Source organism: Pedobacter sp. UC225_65 (assembly GCF_042698365.1).
Taxonomy (GTDB): Bacteria; Bacteroidota; Bacteroidia; order Sphingobacteriales; family Sphingobacteriaceae; genus Pedobacter.
Genome location: NZ_CP170550.1, coordinates 766,150 through 780,421, shown reverse-complemented (window position 1 = coordinate 780,421; position 14,272 = coordinate 766,150). Strand labels below are relative to the sequence as shown.

Here is a 14,272-nt window from a genome sequence, read left to right as displayed (position 1 = left end):
GCAACTATTTCTTAAATCCAGCGTCAAATCAACAGCTAGTTATTATGACAGAAATCTTCGAAGACATCAAAAAGCTATATCTATTTAAACTGCCTTGTGCAGCTTTAGCTCCTTATATCGAATTTTTCTCAGAAACTTCATTAACAGCAACTCAATTACATATCCAAACCGAAGAATTTACCGTTAAGCTCTTCCCTAGTTATACACCAACGATATGGATCAACTTGGGCAGCCCCTATCAACTCAAAAATGGTCGCCATTGGCAATTGATAGATGAAACCATAGATGTTCTGGTACTGAGAAATGAAATTATCGAACGCAAAAACCTACCCTTAGACAATATCTTCACCATTAAATTCTTTCCCGGTGGATTAGAAGCTATATTTGGCATTAGCCAATCTAAAATTGGAAGTGACATTATCAACCTCAATGAATTGATTCCCAATCCTTTTATCAAAAAGCTAAAGAATCTAGGTTCGATAGAGGACCGTATTTCTTTGCTTGAGGATTTGTTTTTGGCCAAGATCACTCCAATGAAAAGTCAGATTATTATTTAAAGTGCATACAACAGGCCATCGATACCTTCCATTTATCTGGCTTGGAATTAAAAAACAAAGAAATTGTACAGAAACTGGCTATTAGCGATAAAACCATGTACCGCTATTTCACCAAGATGGTAGGTACGAATCCAAAAAATTTCATGGCGATCAATCGGGCCAGAATTGCCTTGTCTGCTTATGTAAGCAACAGCAAGTCTTTTTCTCCCTATATTTATGGTTATTACGATATGAGCCATTTTTACAAAGACGTAGTTAAATTTACGGGACAAAAACTTTCTGCCCAGCTGACCTAAAATGTCCGATTTTTACTTTCGTTTCTTTTTGATTTACCCTTAATTTGTTTAAAAAGAAATATGAAAGTCATTACATCCATTATAATTGCCTGCTTGATCAGCATTTCTTTGGCCCATGCACAAAGCTATCAACCAAAAATAGAACCGTTTGCCTGTACGATCAAAGTTGGCGAAGGGGTAATTGCTCGATGTGGTTATCTGGTAGTACCAGAAAACAGACAAAAGGTAAATGGCCGACAGAGTCGAAATTCCTTTCCTCTTTGTAAGAAAAGCTACAGCAGATTCTACCCAAAACATTTCGCTCTATACCACAGGTGGACCTGGATACAGTACCATTGCCAATATTGATCAAGTTACCGCATCTTCTGGATTTTTAAAATACGGTGGTTTTATTGCGTTTGATCAAAGGGGTACAAAGAAATCTATTCCCGCCCTAGACTGCCCAGAAGTAGAGCAAGCCATTAAACAGGCCTACCGCCAAAACTTACCAAAAGAACCGATGGTGCTGGCTGTTGTTAAATTGTGTAGAAAGAAATTTATAGACCAAGGAATTGACCTTTCCGCATATAACACCATAGAAAGTGCTGCTGATATCGCTCGATCTTAAAAAAACATTACAGATCAAGTCGATGACCTTGGTTGGGATTTCTTACAGTGGCGGGTTGATGTTAACCGTGGCTAGAAATCATCCCGAAGGAATAAAAGCCTTGGTACTCAACTCTCCCCTACCTGGATTTGTGAATTACGAGGAAAATGGCTTGTTTAACATGAATGAAGCCTTAAACCAGGTATTCGGCAATTGTGAAACCGACTCTATCAATCAGGTTTTGTACGGCGATTTGCGCAAAAGATTCCAACAATATTTTAAGGAAATCACCGGAAAGAAATTTAAGTTAGATTATATAGAAAAAGGCACAAATAAAACCATTGCCATCTCTTACGGCAAACAAGAACTGTTAGACGCCATAATTGACCGCATGGATAATTCAAGGTTAAAATCAGTGCCTTTTGTTATGCAAGAGATGATCAATGGTAAACATGAACCGTATGTAAAAGAAGTAATAGACAATGTATTTAATGGTAACCAGAGCTTATCCTTAGGCATGCGATACTCGATCTATTGTTCAGAACAGATTGCTTATGCAGGATCCGGTACTTATCCAAAAACAAGAAGAGATCCTACCTTGGTTTAAAGGTTATGGTTTCAATAATGTTAACCATCCTATTTGTGATTGTTGGAATGTGAAACCTGAAGACAAAAGTGCCAAAACACCAGTTTATAGTGATATTCCGGTATTAGTTTCAGCTGGTGATGCAGACCCTTGGTGCAGACCATTTTACAACATGCTCATTAAAAGAACCATGCCAAATAGTCAATTATTACTGATCCATAACCGAGCGCATGGCTCTGGTTTCAATATAAATGGAGTTGATTATTTAGAAATGTTTATGCGTAATCCCTATCAAAAAATAGTAAGCCAATCTAAAGACTTAAAAGTAGAATAACGATCAGTTACTTAACCTTTCCAGATATTGCTCTTTTTTAAATACCTAATGGTTAGATAATAAAGTGCCAATAGAACAGCCGCAACAACAGCAATGGTATTTCTTAAGGTTTCATTACCATCGGTAAGCTGGGGATGATAAAAAAGCAAGATCACTACAATGCCCAACATCCATATGGTTTGGGTATTGTATTCTTTGATCAACCAACGTTTTCCATTAAAATACATGCTCGAAATGGTTTTACCCAAACCACTAAAATTGATCCACCATCTATTTACCCGACTACAGTATGCATCAAATTGGGCACCAAACTTGTTTCGGAGAAAATTCTCTTCGGCTAAAACAATAGCTTGATAAATGAACAGGAACAAGGGCATAAAAACCACCAGAAACAACAAAGAGTTGATCAATATACCCACTCCTAAAAGCATTAGGATATTGCCCACATATAAAGGGTTACGACAATGGTTAAAAAAACCTTCAGTTACCAGATCATCTGCATATACATTTTTATTCTTACCGCCTCTTACAATATAGGCCAAAGAAATAGCTACCCCACGGATAAGTTGTCCTAAAATTGTAATGAACAGTCCAATAAATAATGGATAGAGGTAATAATAGGAACCAAAAACATCAGCCGTGAAAATTTTTGGGGAAGGGATAAACAGTGCCAGATACAAGAAAATGAACAAAAAATTTCTGTATTTAAAAAAGAAATTACCTATAGTGATCATGTTAGTTTTTTACAGCGATGAAACCTGAAAAATTATACCATTTAAAAAAGGTTTCCGTATGTGGGAACCCTGCTTCTCTAAGCATTTTAAAATTCTCACTTAGTTTATAAGGAATCAGCACGTTTTCTAAAGCCTCTCTTTTTTGCGAAATCTCCATTTCGCTATAATTGTTGCGACGCTTATAGTCGTAATAATATTTGATAAAATTTCTATTGAACAAACTGTCCTCGGCCAATATCTTTTCTGAGATGATCAACACACCGCCTGGAACAAGTCCATCGTATATTCTCTTTAAAAGCTTTTCCCTATAAATAGGTCTAACAAATTGTAACGTAAGGCAAAGAATAACAACTGAAGCATTTTCAATTTTTATATCTTCATGCAGACTTGCCATCACCAACTTGTAGTTACGGGTAAAGTCGGCTTGTTTCAATTTAACATCGCATTTTTTCAACATTTCGGCCGAATCGTCAATACCTATAAAGCTGATGCTTTGGTCTACATAAGGGTTCAAGCCAATCATTGTGGTACCGGTAGAACAACCTAGATCTACTACATTGGTATTGGGCAATGCATGTTCAATGGCCAATTCGATGATCATGCGCTGTATTTCATTATAAAAGGGCACAGAACGTTCTACCATATCATCAAAAGCATTTGCAACCGTAGCTCCAAACTTAAAGTCTGATGGCTTTTTGATCTCGTCCTTAAAAACTGATCTAAATTCTCTTCATTACCCATAAATTAACCTTATCTGTACATAATTGGACCATAAAAATTATAAATAGTTTAATAAGAGTCTCATATACAATATCGACCAAAATTCATTGGCAATTGTTTAGGCTATTTATCTTCCAATCTATCGTATTGTTCGTCAAAACCGCCTTCATCCTTATGTACCCCTCCATCAATCATTTCATCTTCATCAATTTGAGCAGTGGCTTTTTCGTCAATTTTTTCTTCCTTACTCCTATAGCTACCTTCTTCCCAATCCTCAATCTCCTCATTACTGGGCCTCGATACGATCTTAAAATCTTGTTTTTTAGGTTGTTGTTGATTTTCCATCTGCCTTATTTTTTATATAAAGCAATTGAGAGGCCAAAAAGTTTCACCAAGTGGTCAAAACATATTGGCTGCCTATGGGTTATGGATATATTTATTTTCTATTATAACTATGGAAACTATATTTATACTGGCGATACCTGTTGCCTGCATTGCATGGACATTTACCAAAGAAGAAGTTTTCAGAGAACTGAGGGAATTTTGTGTCAGTAAATCTACCAATTGTACCAAACTGTACCAACGTAAGTTTTTCTATCTTTTTACCTGCGAGTATTGTTTCAGCCATTATGTTACGGTATTGATATTGATCATCACTAATTACACCCTTGTGTATGACGGATGGCGGGGTTATCTAATTGCGGGCTTTTCTATGGTTTGGATTGCCAATGTTTACATGAGTATCTATAACCTCATCCGAATCGACCTAAAAAAGAATAAGCTCATTGCTAAAAAGGAAGAACAGAGCTTAGAAGAATAACTTTTGGAAAAATCTGTTAAAAAAAGCTTAAAACTAAAAATTAAGTTAATATATTGTGGTCGCATCCCTATTAAAGCTGATGCTTACCTGAATGAAAATAAAACTTAGCCTTATATTATTCTTTTGCTTTTTTTTAGCAAAAGCACAAAGTATCATTTCTGATAAAAAGGATGACATCACCATCAACATGCACTTAAAAGGCGAAAGTGTCATCAGGCTATCTTATTATGACGATTATCTTGTCAAAAACAATCTCATATTCAGAAACAATTCAACAAAAGATACCGTGCTTACCAGAACATTCCAAGCAGCACACATCGCAGAGTTAAGGTACAGTATTTTTAACGGCTCAACAAACCAGAATTATTTTTACCTGTTTCTTGCCAACAAGGGTGCACAGATCGACTTGGAGTTGCAAGATTTTAAATTAAAAAACCTAGGTAGCAATAAATTTTTGATGCTTAGCGATTATTTAGAGCTAGACGAGTCTATTTTTAGCACAAAAAGTGCAAATGGCAGCTTTGAAGAAAACATCAAAACAAATGAAAGATCTTAAATACAAATCTAAAAAAGATAGATCAGCTAACTACCGAAAAAGCACTAACAGATTCAGTAGCTTCTTTATGGAAAGAAATGGCCAAAAACTATTATTATGTTAAACTGATTAGACAAAACTATAAAGATAAAAGTTCGTATTTTGAAAAATTGGCCAATGAGCTTCGCGATTCCTTAGCTACAAAAAAAGCGATCAATAGTACGTTTTTAAATTCTGCAATGTACTATCTTGGAAACTACAATAAAAACAAAAACAACTTAAATTATAACCTAAAGACATTTATTGAAGAATTGACCCAAATCAATACAGAAAAGAGGTTCAAAACAGGTATTGCTTTTCAGGCACTCTTTGATTTTTCGGAAAAGGAATCAAAAATGTATGCCGAAAGTCATGCCTTATTTAACAGAGAACTCAACGATCCTATATTTCAAAAACAAAGTTATGCAAGCCTAATTGTACCTGATGAAAATGCTGTTGATAAGAAAACGATCAAATTGGTAAGCACTACCAAAGAACCATTAAGCCTAGCAGATATATTTAAAAAGAATAAAGGAAAAGTGATTGTGTTTGACCTGTGGGCCAGCTGGTGCATACCTTGTATCAATGAGTTCCCTTTTCTAGAAAAAACGAAGGTTAAATTTTTGGATAAGAATGTCGTTTTTATAGGTATTGGATTGGATAAAGACAACAAGGAAAAAGATTGGAAGAATATTTTACCTAGATCTAAGATCAGTGCCAAAAACCAATTTAGGGTAATCGAAAGTTCAAACAAGCTGATCAGTACCTTATACAAAATCGAAACTATACCACGCTATCTCGTTTTCGACAAAGATGGCATGCTGGTTAATGACCATTTCTCAAAACCTTCTGAACAAGACTTTGAAAGAAAATTATTGTCCTATATTTCTGCAGTAAGCAAAAAATAGAATAACATTGATAATTTACCTACAACCCTTAACTTTTGATCAGGCTAACATACTTGAGTTCATAAAATCTATAAAAGCTGGTCTATACACACTACCTATCTGAAATTCGATGTCGCAATTTTTCAATTTGACATTACTTCCTTCTATTTTTTTGATGGCATTTTTAGCAATAAGATAGGATTTGGATATCCTGATAAAATCATCCTTACTCAAGGCCGCATCTATATGATTGAGGCCCATATGGGTTACAAACTGCTCTTTAGCTGTATGGATCACTACGTAATTTTTTGCAGCAGCTACATAGATGATGTCATCGGGATTGATGTAATGGTAGGTATATTTTTGATCAGCCTTGATAAACTGAAGTTGGATTTTTTTTGTAGGCACAGCTTGTTGATCTTTAAGCTCTTGCTCCGCTTTATGGGATTCGTGACTATTCTTCAATAAAAAGTTGATGGTGAGGGCAAATTTGGAAAAGCTGATAGGTTTCAATAAATATTGACTGGCATTGAGGTCAAATGCCTTTAAAGCATAGCTCGGATGACTGGTCGTAAAAATCAAAAATTTTGTTTTAGACCTTAAACTTTCCGCAAGCTCTAATCCGGAGATTTCTGGCATTTCAATATCTAAAAATATAAAATCTACTTGTTCATCAATTGAAATTAACGCTTCTAGAGGCTTTAAGAAAGTCTGGTGAACGGTAAGCCCGGGGATTTCATTTACATATTTAACAAGCGCATCAATAGCATATTGATCATCATCTATAATTATACATTTCAAATCCATATTGTCTCCTTAAATCTTAATGCAATTTAAGGTTTTTAATCGAAAACAGAAATTCCTTCATATCCTATGGAAGACCTTTCGTACTGTGTACAATGGGTTTGGTACAATATATTTTTTTTGACCAGAATAACTAACTAACTTTTAAGGAATTAAAGATTTTTAATTAATGGATTCCGGTTGCAAACGAAAATCCAAAAACGCGTATCGACGTTTATCGGTACCGCCATAAGCAGGTTAGCGTGGAAGACCTGCAACAACTTCAACCAAAATAATTTTAACGAAAATGAAAAAAGCAAACTTACTAAGCAAAGCTGAGTTAAAAAAAGTAATGGGTGGTACAAATGAAGCCCAAAGAGGTCCAGTTATCTGTTTATCGATGGACTGTTCTTTCTCTATAGGGGGCACTTATTATTACGGTTCTTGTGGGGCTATTTTTGATATGCAAAACTGCCCTTGTTTGGCCGTGGCACCCAACGGTTCTATGATCAGTCAAGAATGGGATGGTTGCCATGCTTAAGACCATTGTGGTTTTCAAATTCTTAAACAATTAAACAAAATTAAATCAATGATGAAAAAAGCAAATTTATTGAGCAAGGCTGAGTTAAAAAAGGTAATGGGCGGTGTGGATGAATCACAAAGAGGCGTATTTCCTTGTCTAAGTGCCGATTGTTCTTTTTGGGCAAATGGTATGTTATATTATGGATCATGCGGATCTGCGATGGACCTAAAAGGCTGTTATTGCCTGGCTACAGAACCAAATGGCTCTCTTCATATCAGTGAGGACATGCCAGCTTGCTATTTAGTTTAAATAGCTCACACAATGTTATTTTTTTAATCATTAAACAAAATTAAATCAATTATGAAAAAAGTAAATTTATTAAGCAAAGCCGAATTGAAAAAAGTAATGGGCGGAGGAGTTCCTCCAGAAACTCCAGGCGGCGATCCTAGCTATTGCGCACCTAAGGGTTATGTAGTTTGCATAGCCAATGGTGGTAGTGGCGAGGGCAATTCGTATTTTTACGCCTGCTGTACAAGTCTTGCACAAGCACAGGCGTTCTGCCCTTCTGGTTCAGCTTATGGCTGTCAGATGGACGAGCCAGTATTGATCGACTAAAAAAAGAGAGCTAACCAGCTCTTTTTTATCCAAACTGCAACCAAATTGTGACATTACAATTTGGTTGCAGTGTTTAAAGACTATAATATACTTTCACAGTAACCACTTGTACTCTCACAAGGCAGTTTGGTACAATAAATTTTGTTATATGAAACAGCTTAACTAAACTTATAGGAAAATTCAACATGTATGCTCAATTTCTTAAAACCTAAACTAAGTAATGCATCTGCTGTAGTTGTATTACTTCTTAAAGCCTTAAATGTAAAAGTAAGCTCATCGACTGTTGATGACAATCTACAAGACCATCCAGAATACCCAAGTTTATTGGCTATCAATGATTGTTTGACAGATTGGCACGTCCCTAATCAGGCATATCAGATTTCAAAGGCTGAATACGACCCTGCCGATTTGGAGTATCCATTTATCGCCCATAGTAAAATGAATGGTGGTTATTTTATGCTCGTACACAGCATAGCCGATGGTAAAGTAAACTATAGTGATGATAAGAAACAGAATGCTTCGATTCCAGAAGAAGAATTTTTAAAAGTATGGAGTGGTGTAGCCTTACATGCTACTGCCAATTCAAAAAGTGGTGAGGCAGATTATGGCACTAAATCTTTGCTACAAACTTTCAATTCCTTAAAAATCCCTGCTTTATTGTTGGTGATTCTTGCCATGGTATTGTCAACCATCAACTACCAAACCATTGACCTTTCTTTTGGCCTATTGTTGTTCTTCAAAATTGCAGGAATTGCAGTAAGTGTACTGCTCTTGATGCACAGTATAGATGCCAATAACCCATTGGTGCAAAACCTTTGTAGTCTAGGCAGCAAAAACAATTGTAATGCCATTCTTAAATCTGATGCTGCAAAGGTAACCTCTTGGCTAAGCTGGAGTGAAGTAGGCTTTTTCTATTTTACAGGATCATTTTTAACCCTATTGATAAGTCCAGCTTCCTTTCCATTGGTGGTTTGGTTAAATGTATTGGCTTTGCCTTATACCATCTATTCAATTGGTTACCAGTATAAACACGACAATTGGTGTGTATTGTGCTGTACGGTACAAGCAATCCTTTGGCTAGAATTTTTAACGAACATGTTAAATCTATCTAATTTTGAAATTTCGGCTACCAGTCTACAATTTCAATATATCCTTCCTTTAGCCATCTGCTTTTTACTACCTATCATAACTTGGTCTTTGTTAAAACCATTATTGTTAAAAACGGCGCAGTTCAAACCTTTAAAACAACAACTTAAAAAATTCAAATATAATAGTGAGTTGTTCAATCAGGTATTGACCAACCAACCTCGCTATTCGGTACCTGACGACTTGATGCCAATTGTATTAGGAAATCCGAATGCTGAAACTACGATTACAATGGTGAGCAATCCTTTTTGTGGACCTTGTGCTAAAGCACACGAGACATTAGACCAATGGTTAAGTGTACGTGATGACATCAAGTTGAAGATCATTTTCACAGCTTCTGCTGATGAAAACGACCAAAAAACAAAAGTTTCTAGACATGTTACTGCACTGAGCTTACTAAATGATGCCAGCTTACTGGAAAATGCTTTGAATGATTGGTATAAACAAGGAAGTAAAAAATACGAAACCTGGGCGGCCCAATATCCGGTTACTATTAATACCGATATGAACCAGGTAACTGAAAAGCAAAGAGCCTGGTGCGATTTGACAGAAATTGCCTTCACACCAACCATATTGGTAAATGGCTATAAACTACCAGAACCTTATCGTTTAGAAGATATCAAATATCTATTGACTTGATCCTGTCATTCTTAGCGCTGCTAAGAATTTCAATCAAACATCTTTTGTACAAAAGGGGCAGTTAAAGGTATCTGCCCCAAAATAAGTATTAATATATTGGCATAGCCAAGGGTTGTAGCTAAATATAAGCAGCTCTAATTAGAACCATAGGATAATGAAGGATTATTCATTGATTAGTGGGTTCTGCTGGCAACAATGGCAGAAAAAAAACACCATCACTTAGTATCCTTTAGGTATTAATTAATATATTAGGAAACATAAAACACAGTTTTATCAAAAACCAAAGTAAGAACTATACACTTGAAAAAATTTCCATTCTTTAAACAACCTGATCAAATGGATTGCGGTCCCACCTGTCTTAGGATGGTTGCAAAACATTATGGTAAAAACTTCAATCTGCAACGTTTAAGAGATATCTCAGGCATTAATCGAGAAGGCGTTTCTTTATTGGGCATTAGCGAGGCTGCAGAAAAAATTGGGTTCCGTACCACAGGTAGTAGAATTACGTTAAGTCAACTTTCCCAAATCGACCTACCTGCCATTTTACATTGGAACCAAAACCATTTTGTAGTTCTGTACAAGATTAAAAAAGGCATATATTATGTTGCGGATCCAGGTAAAGGCTTGATAGAATTTACAGAAAAAGAATTTGCCCAACGTTGGATCAGTGCCCATCATGACAATGAAAGTCAAGGTATTGTGTTGATGCTTTCTCCTACTCCAGATCTGTATGCACAAGAAGGCGATAAAAATGATGGCTTAAATTGGTCATACTTGCTACGCTACCTTTATCAATATAAACAATTGGTAATCCAGTTGTTTGTTGGCCTTGGGGTTGGCAGTTTATTGCAGCTTATTGTACCATTTCTTACCCAATCTGTTGTTGATATAGGAATCAACACCCGAAACCTCAATTTCATCTACATCATTCTTATTGCCCAGACCATGCTTTTTTTGGGAAGAATGAGTGTAGATTTTATCCGTTCATGGATTTTGCTGCACATCAGTACAAGGATCAACATTTCTATCTTAACCGACTTTTTGATCAAGTTGATGAAACTACCGATGAGTTTTTTCGACACCAAGATGACGGGTGATATCATGCAGCGGATGAACGATCAACGAAGGATCGAGAGCTTTTTGACGGGTTCCACTCTGAACACGATATTCTCCATGTTCAACCTGATCATCTTTACCGGGGTGTTGGCATATTACAATGTCAATATTTTTATCATCTTCTTGGTCAGCAGTGTGCTCTATTCATTATGGGTAATTGCTTTTTTAAAGAGAAGAAGGATCTGGATTTTAAACGTTTTGATATTTCTTCCAAAAACCAGAGCAGCATTGTACAGCTTATTGGTGGCATGCAGGAGATAAAGCTCAACAATTGTGAACAACAAAAGCGTTGGGAATGGGAAAGGTTACAAGCAGGTTTATTCAAATTCAGTATCAAAAGCCTTTCCTTAGGGCAGATCCAACAAGCTGGAGCTTTCTTCATCAACGAAGGAAAAAATATCGTGATTACCTTCTTAGTCGCAAAATCTGTAATTGATGGGCAATTGACCTTAGGAGGTATGATGGCCATCCAGTACATTGTTGGGCAGGTGAATAGCCCAATCGAACAATTGTTAGGTTTTATCCAATCGTTACAAGATGCAAAGATCAGTTTGGAGCGCTTAAATGAGATCCACCAGATGGAAGACGAAGAACCTTTAGACAAGACTTTATTAAAAGAACTACCGATAAACAAAAGCATCAGCATACAGGGATTGAATTTCACCTATCCTGGTGCTGGGAACGAACCGGTATTAAAAGGAATAAATTTAGATATACCTGAAGGCAAAACCACAGCTATTGTTGGGATGAGTGGTAGTGGAAAAACAACTATACTTAAACTATTACTTCGTTTTTATACTCCACAAAAAGGAGAAATCAAGATTGGAGCTACCTATATCGATCAGATTGGCTATCGTTATTGGCGTGGACAATGTGGCATTGTGATGCAAGATGGTTTTATCTTTTCTGATAGTATTGCAAGGAATATTGCTGTTGCCGACGAAGTTCCTAATATGGCCAAATTACAGCATGCCATTAAAGTGGCCAACATTACTGACCTGATTGAAAGCTTACCACTTGGATTAAACTCAAAAATCGGTGCTGAAGGAAATGGGATAAGTCAAGGACAAAAACAAAGGATACTGATTGCCAGAGCTGTTTATAAAGACCCAGAATATATCTTTTTTGATGAAGCCACCAATGCTTTGGATGCCAACAACGAAAGTATCATTATGCAGAACCTGGAAGATTTCTTTAAAGGAAGGACAGTTGTAGTGGTTGCACACCGCTTAAGCACCGTTAAAAATGCTGATAACATTGTTGTACTGGATAAAGGGGTGATCATTGAACAAGGTACACATGCAGAATTAACCAAAAACAAAGGTGAGTATTATCAATTAGTTAAGAACCAGTTGGACCTAAACTAACCCAATACAAACAACTGGTTTAAAATTTTCATAAATATGCCAAGAGAAGAACAAAATACAGAACAAAACAATGCTTCACTAGCTGGTTGGGCTGTAAGTGAAGAAGTGAATGAAATCATTACTGCTGTACCTTCTTGGATCTTAAGAAGGGGCATTACTTTGATTCTGGTTGTTTTGCTTACCATTATTTTAATGTCTGCCTTTATCAGGTATCCAGATGTGGTAAAAACTGCTATGAAGGTGAATTCTCTAAACTCACCAAAGGGTGTAATAGCTCATCAAACCGGCAAATTGGTAAAGATCTTGGTTAAGGACAATGAACAAGTAGTTGATAAACAACCTTTGGCCTTTATAGAAAGTACAGCTAAGCATGATGATGTGATTACATTAGCAAGCAGGCTCAGGGCATTGAGTCAACAATTAAATGCATCACAAACATTAACTGATAAAAATTTATTAGGAAACAACCTAAACCTTGGCGAATTACAGAGCAATTATCAATCCTTTTATCAAGAATATCTTCAATTTATCAATACGCAGAATGGAGGTTTCTACCTTACCCAAAAGGCCTATTTACAAAAGGATCTGGCAGAAATAAAAAAACTACAAGAACAGATCCACCAACAAAAAAAGAGTCCAGGAGCAGGAATATGCCAATGCCCAAGAAGAGTATGAAGCCTATAAAACGTTAAAGAACAACAAGGCGATTTCTAACAATGAGTTTAAACAACAAGAAAACAAATATTTGGCCAGCAAGTACCCTTTGCAACAAAGTGCAACTGCCCTACTCAACAATAATTCATCTTATTTGGCCAAACAGAAAGAGATTGAAACCTTAGAAAATACCATCAAAGAGCAAAAGGCAAAATTTAGCCAGGCTTTAAACAGCATGATCAATGAAACAGAAGCATGGCTAATGAAATATGTTGTATTTGCACCTCTTGCAGGTAAAGTTGGTTATGCTGGTATCTTACAAGAAAACCAAAATGTAAATGTCAACCAAGAATTGTTTATCGTTAACCCTGGCAATACGGATTTTTTCGGGGAGGTCCAGATTCCACAGTATAACATGGGGAAAGTACGCCTTGGTCAACGGACATTGGTTAAATTAAGAAGTTATCCATTTGAAGAATATGGCATTATTAATGGAAAAATAAGTTTCATTACCGATGTTGCCCTAAAAGACAGTGTTTTTGTGGCCAAGGTTGATTTTGGAAAGTTTGAGCAGAAAAACCCTGAACATCCAATCGTTTTAAAACCTGGTATGGTTGCAGATGCCGAAATTATTACAAAGGAGAGTTCACTGTTGCAACGTTTCTTAAGAAACATGACTAAAATGCTAAATAGCAGTAATTAGTTTACTTAAATTTCAACCTAAACAACTTCTACACACCCACTTTACTCCTATATTATTCTAATCAATGTGGCTTATTATCTTTTTGCCTATTGATGGATATTTCCGTTCTATCGAAAATAAGGTTATATACTGTAGAACACCTTTCATACTAAAGTAAGCCCACTTGGTACAATATTTTTGCGTAGTAAAAATTTCATGTTTAACTTAAGATTAATCAATTCTTTTTTTAAGAAAAAAGGCAGTCCGGTTGCAACGAAACTGCCTATTAACGAGTATCGACGTTCATCGATATCGCCTAAGTAAGCCAGGCGTGACTGGATTACAAAATCTTTTACAGCCAAAGTTAAAAATTTAATCAATGAAAAAAGTGAATTTACTTAACAAGAATGAACTAAAGAAAATTATTGGTGGTGGACTTCCTCCAGGAGACCCTGGAAATCCACCTTGTTTAAGTGCATATGTAGTATGTGGTGTAGAAGATGGAGGATGGGAGGTGATTAGCTTTCCTACTGCATGTTGCAGTTCGCTAGGCGATGCCGAAAGCTTTTGCAGAAGCCATTCTTACAGTGGCACTTACCAATGTCTATTTCTTGAAGAAGCCTAATCATTTTCATTAACCAACCAATAAAAAA

Annotated in this window: 20 protein-coding genes and 1 pseudogene; 17 read left to right on the top strand and 4 right to left on the bottom strand. The window is 36.2% G+C overall.

Features of this window, described 5'->3' with window-relative positions; translation table 11 throughout:
• Nucleotides 1–44: 44 nt before the first annotated feature.
• From ACFJIZ_RS04080 to ACFJIZ_RS04060, 5 genes are all read left to right on the top strand, one after another.
• The gene (locus ACFJIZ_RS04080; protein ID WP_379090899.1) at nucleotides 45–557 is read left to right on the top strand and encodes a hypothetical protein; all 513 of its coding nucleotides are present in this window, start codon (nucleotides 45–47) and stop codon (nucleotides 555–557) included.
• A 41-nt stretch (nucleotides 558–598) separates the two neighbouring features.
• The gene (locus ACFJIZ_RS04075; RefSeq protein WP_379090897.1) at nucleotides 599–853 is read left to right on the top strand and encodes a helix-turn-helix domain-containing protein; all 255 of its coding nucleotides are present in this window, start codon (nucleotides 599–601) and stop codon (nucleotides 851–853) included.
• A gap of 229 nt (nucleotides 854–1,082) precedes the next feature.
• Nucleotides 1,083–1,460: a hypothetical protein gene (locus tag ACFJIZ_RS04070; protein ID WP_379090895.1), complete on the top strand. Its 378-nt coding sequence runs from the start codon at nucleotides 1,083–1,085 to the stop codon at nucleotides 1,458–1,460.
• A complete protein-coding gene (locus tag ACFJIZ_RS04065) occupies nucleotides 1,435–2,046 on the top strand; it encodes an alpha/beta fold hydrolase (RefSeq protein ID WP_379090893.1) in 612 nt (203 codons plus the stop codon). The genes ACFJIZ_RS04070 and ACFJIZ_RS04065 overlap by 26 nt, the downstream gene beginning before the upstream one ends.
• Nucleotides 1,994–2,359, top strand: coding sequence for an alpha/beta hydrolase (locus ACFJIZ_RS04060; RefSeq protein ID WP_379090891.1), 366 nt, complete (start codon nucleotides 1,994–1,996; stop codon nucleotides 2,357–2,359). Before ACFJIZ_RS04065 ends, ACFJIZ_RS04060 begins: the two co-directional genes overlap by 53 nt.
• Before the next feature lie 11 nt (nucleotides 2,360–2,370).
• On the opposite strand, the gene ACFJIZ_RS04055 is transcribed toward ACFJIZ_RS04060, so the two are convergent.
• The 3 genes and pseudogenes from ACFJIZ_RS04055 to ACFJIZ_RS04045 all read right to left on the bottom strand — a co-directional run bounded on the left by ACFJIZ_RS04055 (nucleotide 2,371) and on the right by ACFJIZ_RS04045 (nucleotide 4,158).
• Nucleotides 2,371–3,093 (bottom strand): methyltransferase family protein, encoded by a 723-nt coding sequence (locus ACFJIZ_RS04055; RefSeq protein ID WP_379090889.1) that lies wholly within the window; start codon nucleotides 3,091–3,093, stop codon nucleotides 2,371–2,373.
• Between the two features lies 1 nt (nucleotide 3,094).
• Nucleotides 3,095–3,796 (bottom strand): annotated as a pseudogene (gene cmoA / locus ACFJIZ_RS04050) (carboxy-S-adenosyl-L-methionine synthase CmoA); the annotation flags it as partial.
• 140 nt (nucleotides 3,797–3,936) lie between these two features.
• Entirely contained in the window at nucleotides 3,937–4,158 is a 222-nt protein-coding gene (locus ACFJIZ_RS04045; RefSeq protein ID WP_379090887.1) for a hypothetical protein, read from the bottom strand.
• A gap of 109 nt (nucleotides 4,159–4,267) precedes the next feature.
• Between ACFJIZ_RS04045 and ACFJIZ_RS04040 the strand changes: the two genes are divergently transcribed.
• The 3 genes from ACFJIZ_RS04040 to ACFJIZ_RS04030 all read left to right on the top strand — a co-directional run bounded on the left by ACFJIZ_RS04040 (nucleotide 4,268) and on the right by ACFJIZ_RS04030 (nucleotide 6,115).
• Complete coding sequence (locus ACFJIZ_RS04040; RefSeq protein ID WP_379090885.1) at nucleotides 4,268–4,633, top strand: hypothetical protein; 366 nt, start codon at nucleotides 4,268–4,270, stop codon at nucleotides 4,631–4,633.
• Between the two features lie 91 nt (nucleotides 4,634–4,724).
• Entirely contained in the window at nucleotides 4,725–5,189 is a 465-nt protein-coding gene (locus ACFJIZ_RS04035) for a hypothetical protein (RefSeq protein WP_379090883.1), read from the top strand.
• Between the two features lie 77 nt (nucleotides 5,190–5,266).
• Nucleotides 5,267–6,115 carry a TlpA family protein disulfide reductase gene (locus ACFJIZ_RS04030; RefSeq protein ID WP_379090881.1) on the top strand — a complete coding sequence of 283 codons (849 nt, stop codon included), beginning with the start codon at nucleotides 5,267–5,269 and terminating at the stop codon, nucleotides 6,113–6,115.
• A gap of 39 nt (nucleotides 6,116–6,154) precedes the next feature.
• On the opposite strand, the gene ACFJIZ_RS04025 is transcribed toward ACFJIZ_RS04030, so the two are convergent.
• Nucleotides 6,155–6,901 carry a LytR/AlgR family response regulator transcription factor gene (locus tag ACFJIZ_RS04025; RefSeq protein ID WP_379090879.1) on the bottom strand — a complete coding sequence of 249 codons (747 nt, stop codon included), beginning with the start codon at nucleotides 6,899–6,901 and terminating at the stop codon, nucleotides 6,155–6,157.
• A gap of 283 nt (nucleotides 6,902–7,184) precedes the next feature.
• Here ACFJIZ_RS04025 and ACFJIZ_RS04020 point away from each other — a divergent pair, with 283 nt between their 5' ends.
• The 9 genes from ACFJIZ_RS04020 (at nucleotide 7,185) to ACFJIZ_RS03980 (ending at nucleotide 14,244) form a co-directional block, all read left to right on the top strand.
• The gene (locus tag ACFJIZ_RS04020; protein WP_379090877.1) at nucleotides 7,185–7,418 is read left to right on the top strand and encodes a hypothetical protein; all 234 of its coding nucleotides are present in this window, start codon (nucleotides 7,185–7,187) and stop codon (nucleotides 7,416–7,418) included.
• A 48-nt stretch (nucleotides 7,419–7,466) separates the two neighbouring features.
• The gene (locus ACFJIZ_RS04015) at nucleotides 7,467–7,709 is read left to right on the top strand and encodes a hypothetical protein (protein WP_379090875.1); all 243 of its coding nucleotides are present in this window, start codon (nucleotides 7,467–7,469) and stop codon (nucleotides 7,707–7,709) included.
• 51 nt (nucleotides 7,710–7,760) lie between these two features.
• Nucleotides 7,761–8,015, top strand: coding sequence for a hypothetical protein (locus ACFJIZ_RS04010; protein WP_379090873.1), 255 nt, complete (start codon nucleotides 7,761–7,763; stop codon nucleotides 8,013–8,015).
• A gap of 189 nt (nucleotides 8,016–8,204) precedes the next feature.
• Complete coding sequence (locus ACFJIZ_RS04005) at nucleotides 8,205–9,800, top strand: cysteine peptidase family C39 domain-containing protein (RefSeq protein ID WP_379090871.1); 1,596 nt, start codon at nucleotides 8,205–8,207, stop codon at nucleotides 9,798–9,800.
• Between the two features lie 363 nt (nucleotides 9,801–10,163).
• Nucleotides 10,164–11,177: a cysteine peptidase family C39 domain-containing protein gene (locus ACFJIZ_RS04000; protein WP_379090869.1), complete on the top strand. Its 1,014-nt coding sequence runs from the start codon at nucleotides 10,164–10,166 to the stop codon at nucleotides 11,175–11,177.
• On the top strand, nucleotides 11,066–12,283 hold the full coding sequence (locus ACFJIZ_RS03995) for a peptidase domain-containing ABC transporter (protein ID WP_379090867.1): 1,218 nt from the start codon (nucleotides 11,066–11,068) through the stop codon (nucleotides 12,281–12,283). The genes ACFJIZ_RS04000 and ACFJIZ_RS03995 overlap by 112 nt, the downstream gene beginning before the upstream one ends.
• 36 nt (nucleotides 12,284–12,319) lie before the next feature.
• On the top strand, nucleotides 12,320–12,958 hold the full coding sequence (locus tag ACFJIZ_RS03990) for a hypothetical protein (protein ID WP_379090866.1): 639 nt from the start codon (nucleotides 12,320–12,322) through the stop codon (nucleotides 12,956–12,958).
• Nucleotides 12,959–13,028: 70 nt separating this feature from the next.
• Nucleotides 13,029–13,640: an HlyD family efflux transporter periplasmic adaptor subunit gene (locus tag ACFJIZ_RS03985; RefSeq protein WP_379090864.1), complete on the top strand. Its 612-nt coding sequence runs from the start codon at nucleotides 13,029–13,031 to the stop codon at nucleotides 13,638–13,640.
• Nucleotides 13,641–13,998: 358 nt separating this feature from the next.
• Nucleotides 13,999–14,244 carry a bacteriocin gene (locus tag ACFJIZ_RS03980; protein ID WP_379090863.1) on the top strand — a complete coding sequence of 82 codons (246 nt, stop codon included), beginning with the start codon at nucleotides 13,999–14,001 and terminating at the stop codon, nucleotides 14,242–14,244.
• Nucleotides 14,245–14,272 lie beyond the last annotated feature (28 nt).

Coding starts and splice junctions, on each gene's coding strand:
- ACFJIZ_RS04080 (WP_379090899.1), top strand. CDS start 45: ATGACAGAAATCTTCGAAGACATCAAAAAGCTATATCTATTTAAACTG.
- ACFJIZ_RS04070 (WP_379090895.1), top strand. CDS start 1,083: ATGGCCGACAGAGTCGAAATTCCTTTCCTCTTTGTAAGAAAAGCTACA.
- ACFJIZ_RS04060 (WP_379090891.1), top strand. CDS start 1,994: ATGCAGGATCCGGTACTTATCCAAAAACAAGAAGAGATCCTACCTTGG.
- ACFJIZ_RS04055 (WP_379090889.1), bottom strand. CDS start 3,093: ATGATCACTATAGGTAATTTCTTTTTTAAATACAGAAATTTTTTGTTC.
- ACFJIZ_RS04045 (WP_379090887.1), bottom strand. CDS start 4,158: ATGGAAAATCAACAACAACCTAAAAAACAAGATTTTAAGATCGTATCG.
- ACFJIZ_RS04040 (WP_379090885.1), top strand. CDS start 4,268: ATGGAAACTATATTTATACTGGCGATACCTGTTGCCTGCATTGCATGG.
- ACFJIZ_RS04035 (WP_379090883.1), top strand. CDS start 4,725: ATGAAAATAAAACTTAGCCTTATATTATTCTTTTGCTTTTTTTTAGCA.
- ACFJIZ_RS04030 (WP_379090881.1), top strand. CDS start 5,267: ATGGCCAAAAACTATTATTATGTTAAACTGATTAGACAAAACTATAAA.
- ACFJIZ_RS04025 (WP_379090879.1), bottom strand. CDS start 6,901: ATGGATTTGAAATGTATAATTATAGATGATGATCAATATGCTATTGAT.
- ACFJIZ_RS04020 (WP_379090877.1), top strand. CDS start 7,185: ATGAAAAAAGCAAACTTACTAAGCAAAGCTGAGTTAAAAAAAGTAATG.
- ACFJIZ_RS04015 (WP_379090875.1), top strand. CDS start 7,467: ATGATGAAAAAAGCAAATTTATTGAGCAAGGCTGAGTTAAAAAAGGTA.
- ACFJIZ_RS04010 (WP_379090873.1), top strand. CDS start 7,761: ATGAAAAAAGTAAATTTATTAAGCAAAGCCGAATTGAAAAAAGTAATG.
- ACFJIZ_RS04005 (WP_379090871.1), top strand. CDS start 8,205: ATGCTCAATTTCTTAAAACCTAAACTAAGTAATGCATCTGCTGTAGTT.
- ACFJIZ_RS04000 (WP_379090869.1), top strand. CDS start 10,164: ATGGTTGCAAAACATTATGGTAAAAACTTCAATCTGCAACGTTTAAGA.
- ACFJIZ_RS03995 (WP_379090867.1), top strand. CDS start 11,066: ATGGGTAATTGCTTTTTTAAAGAGAAGAAGGATCTGGATTTTAAACGT.
- ACFJIZ_RS03990 (WP_379090866.1), top strand. CDS start 12,320: ATGCCAAGAGAAGAACAAAATACAGAACAAAACAATGCTTCACTAGCT.
- ACFJIZ_RS03980 (WP_379090863.1), top strand. CDS start 13,999: ATGAAAAAAGTGAATTTACTTAACAAGAATGAACTAAAGAAAATTATT.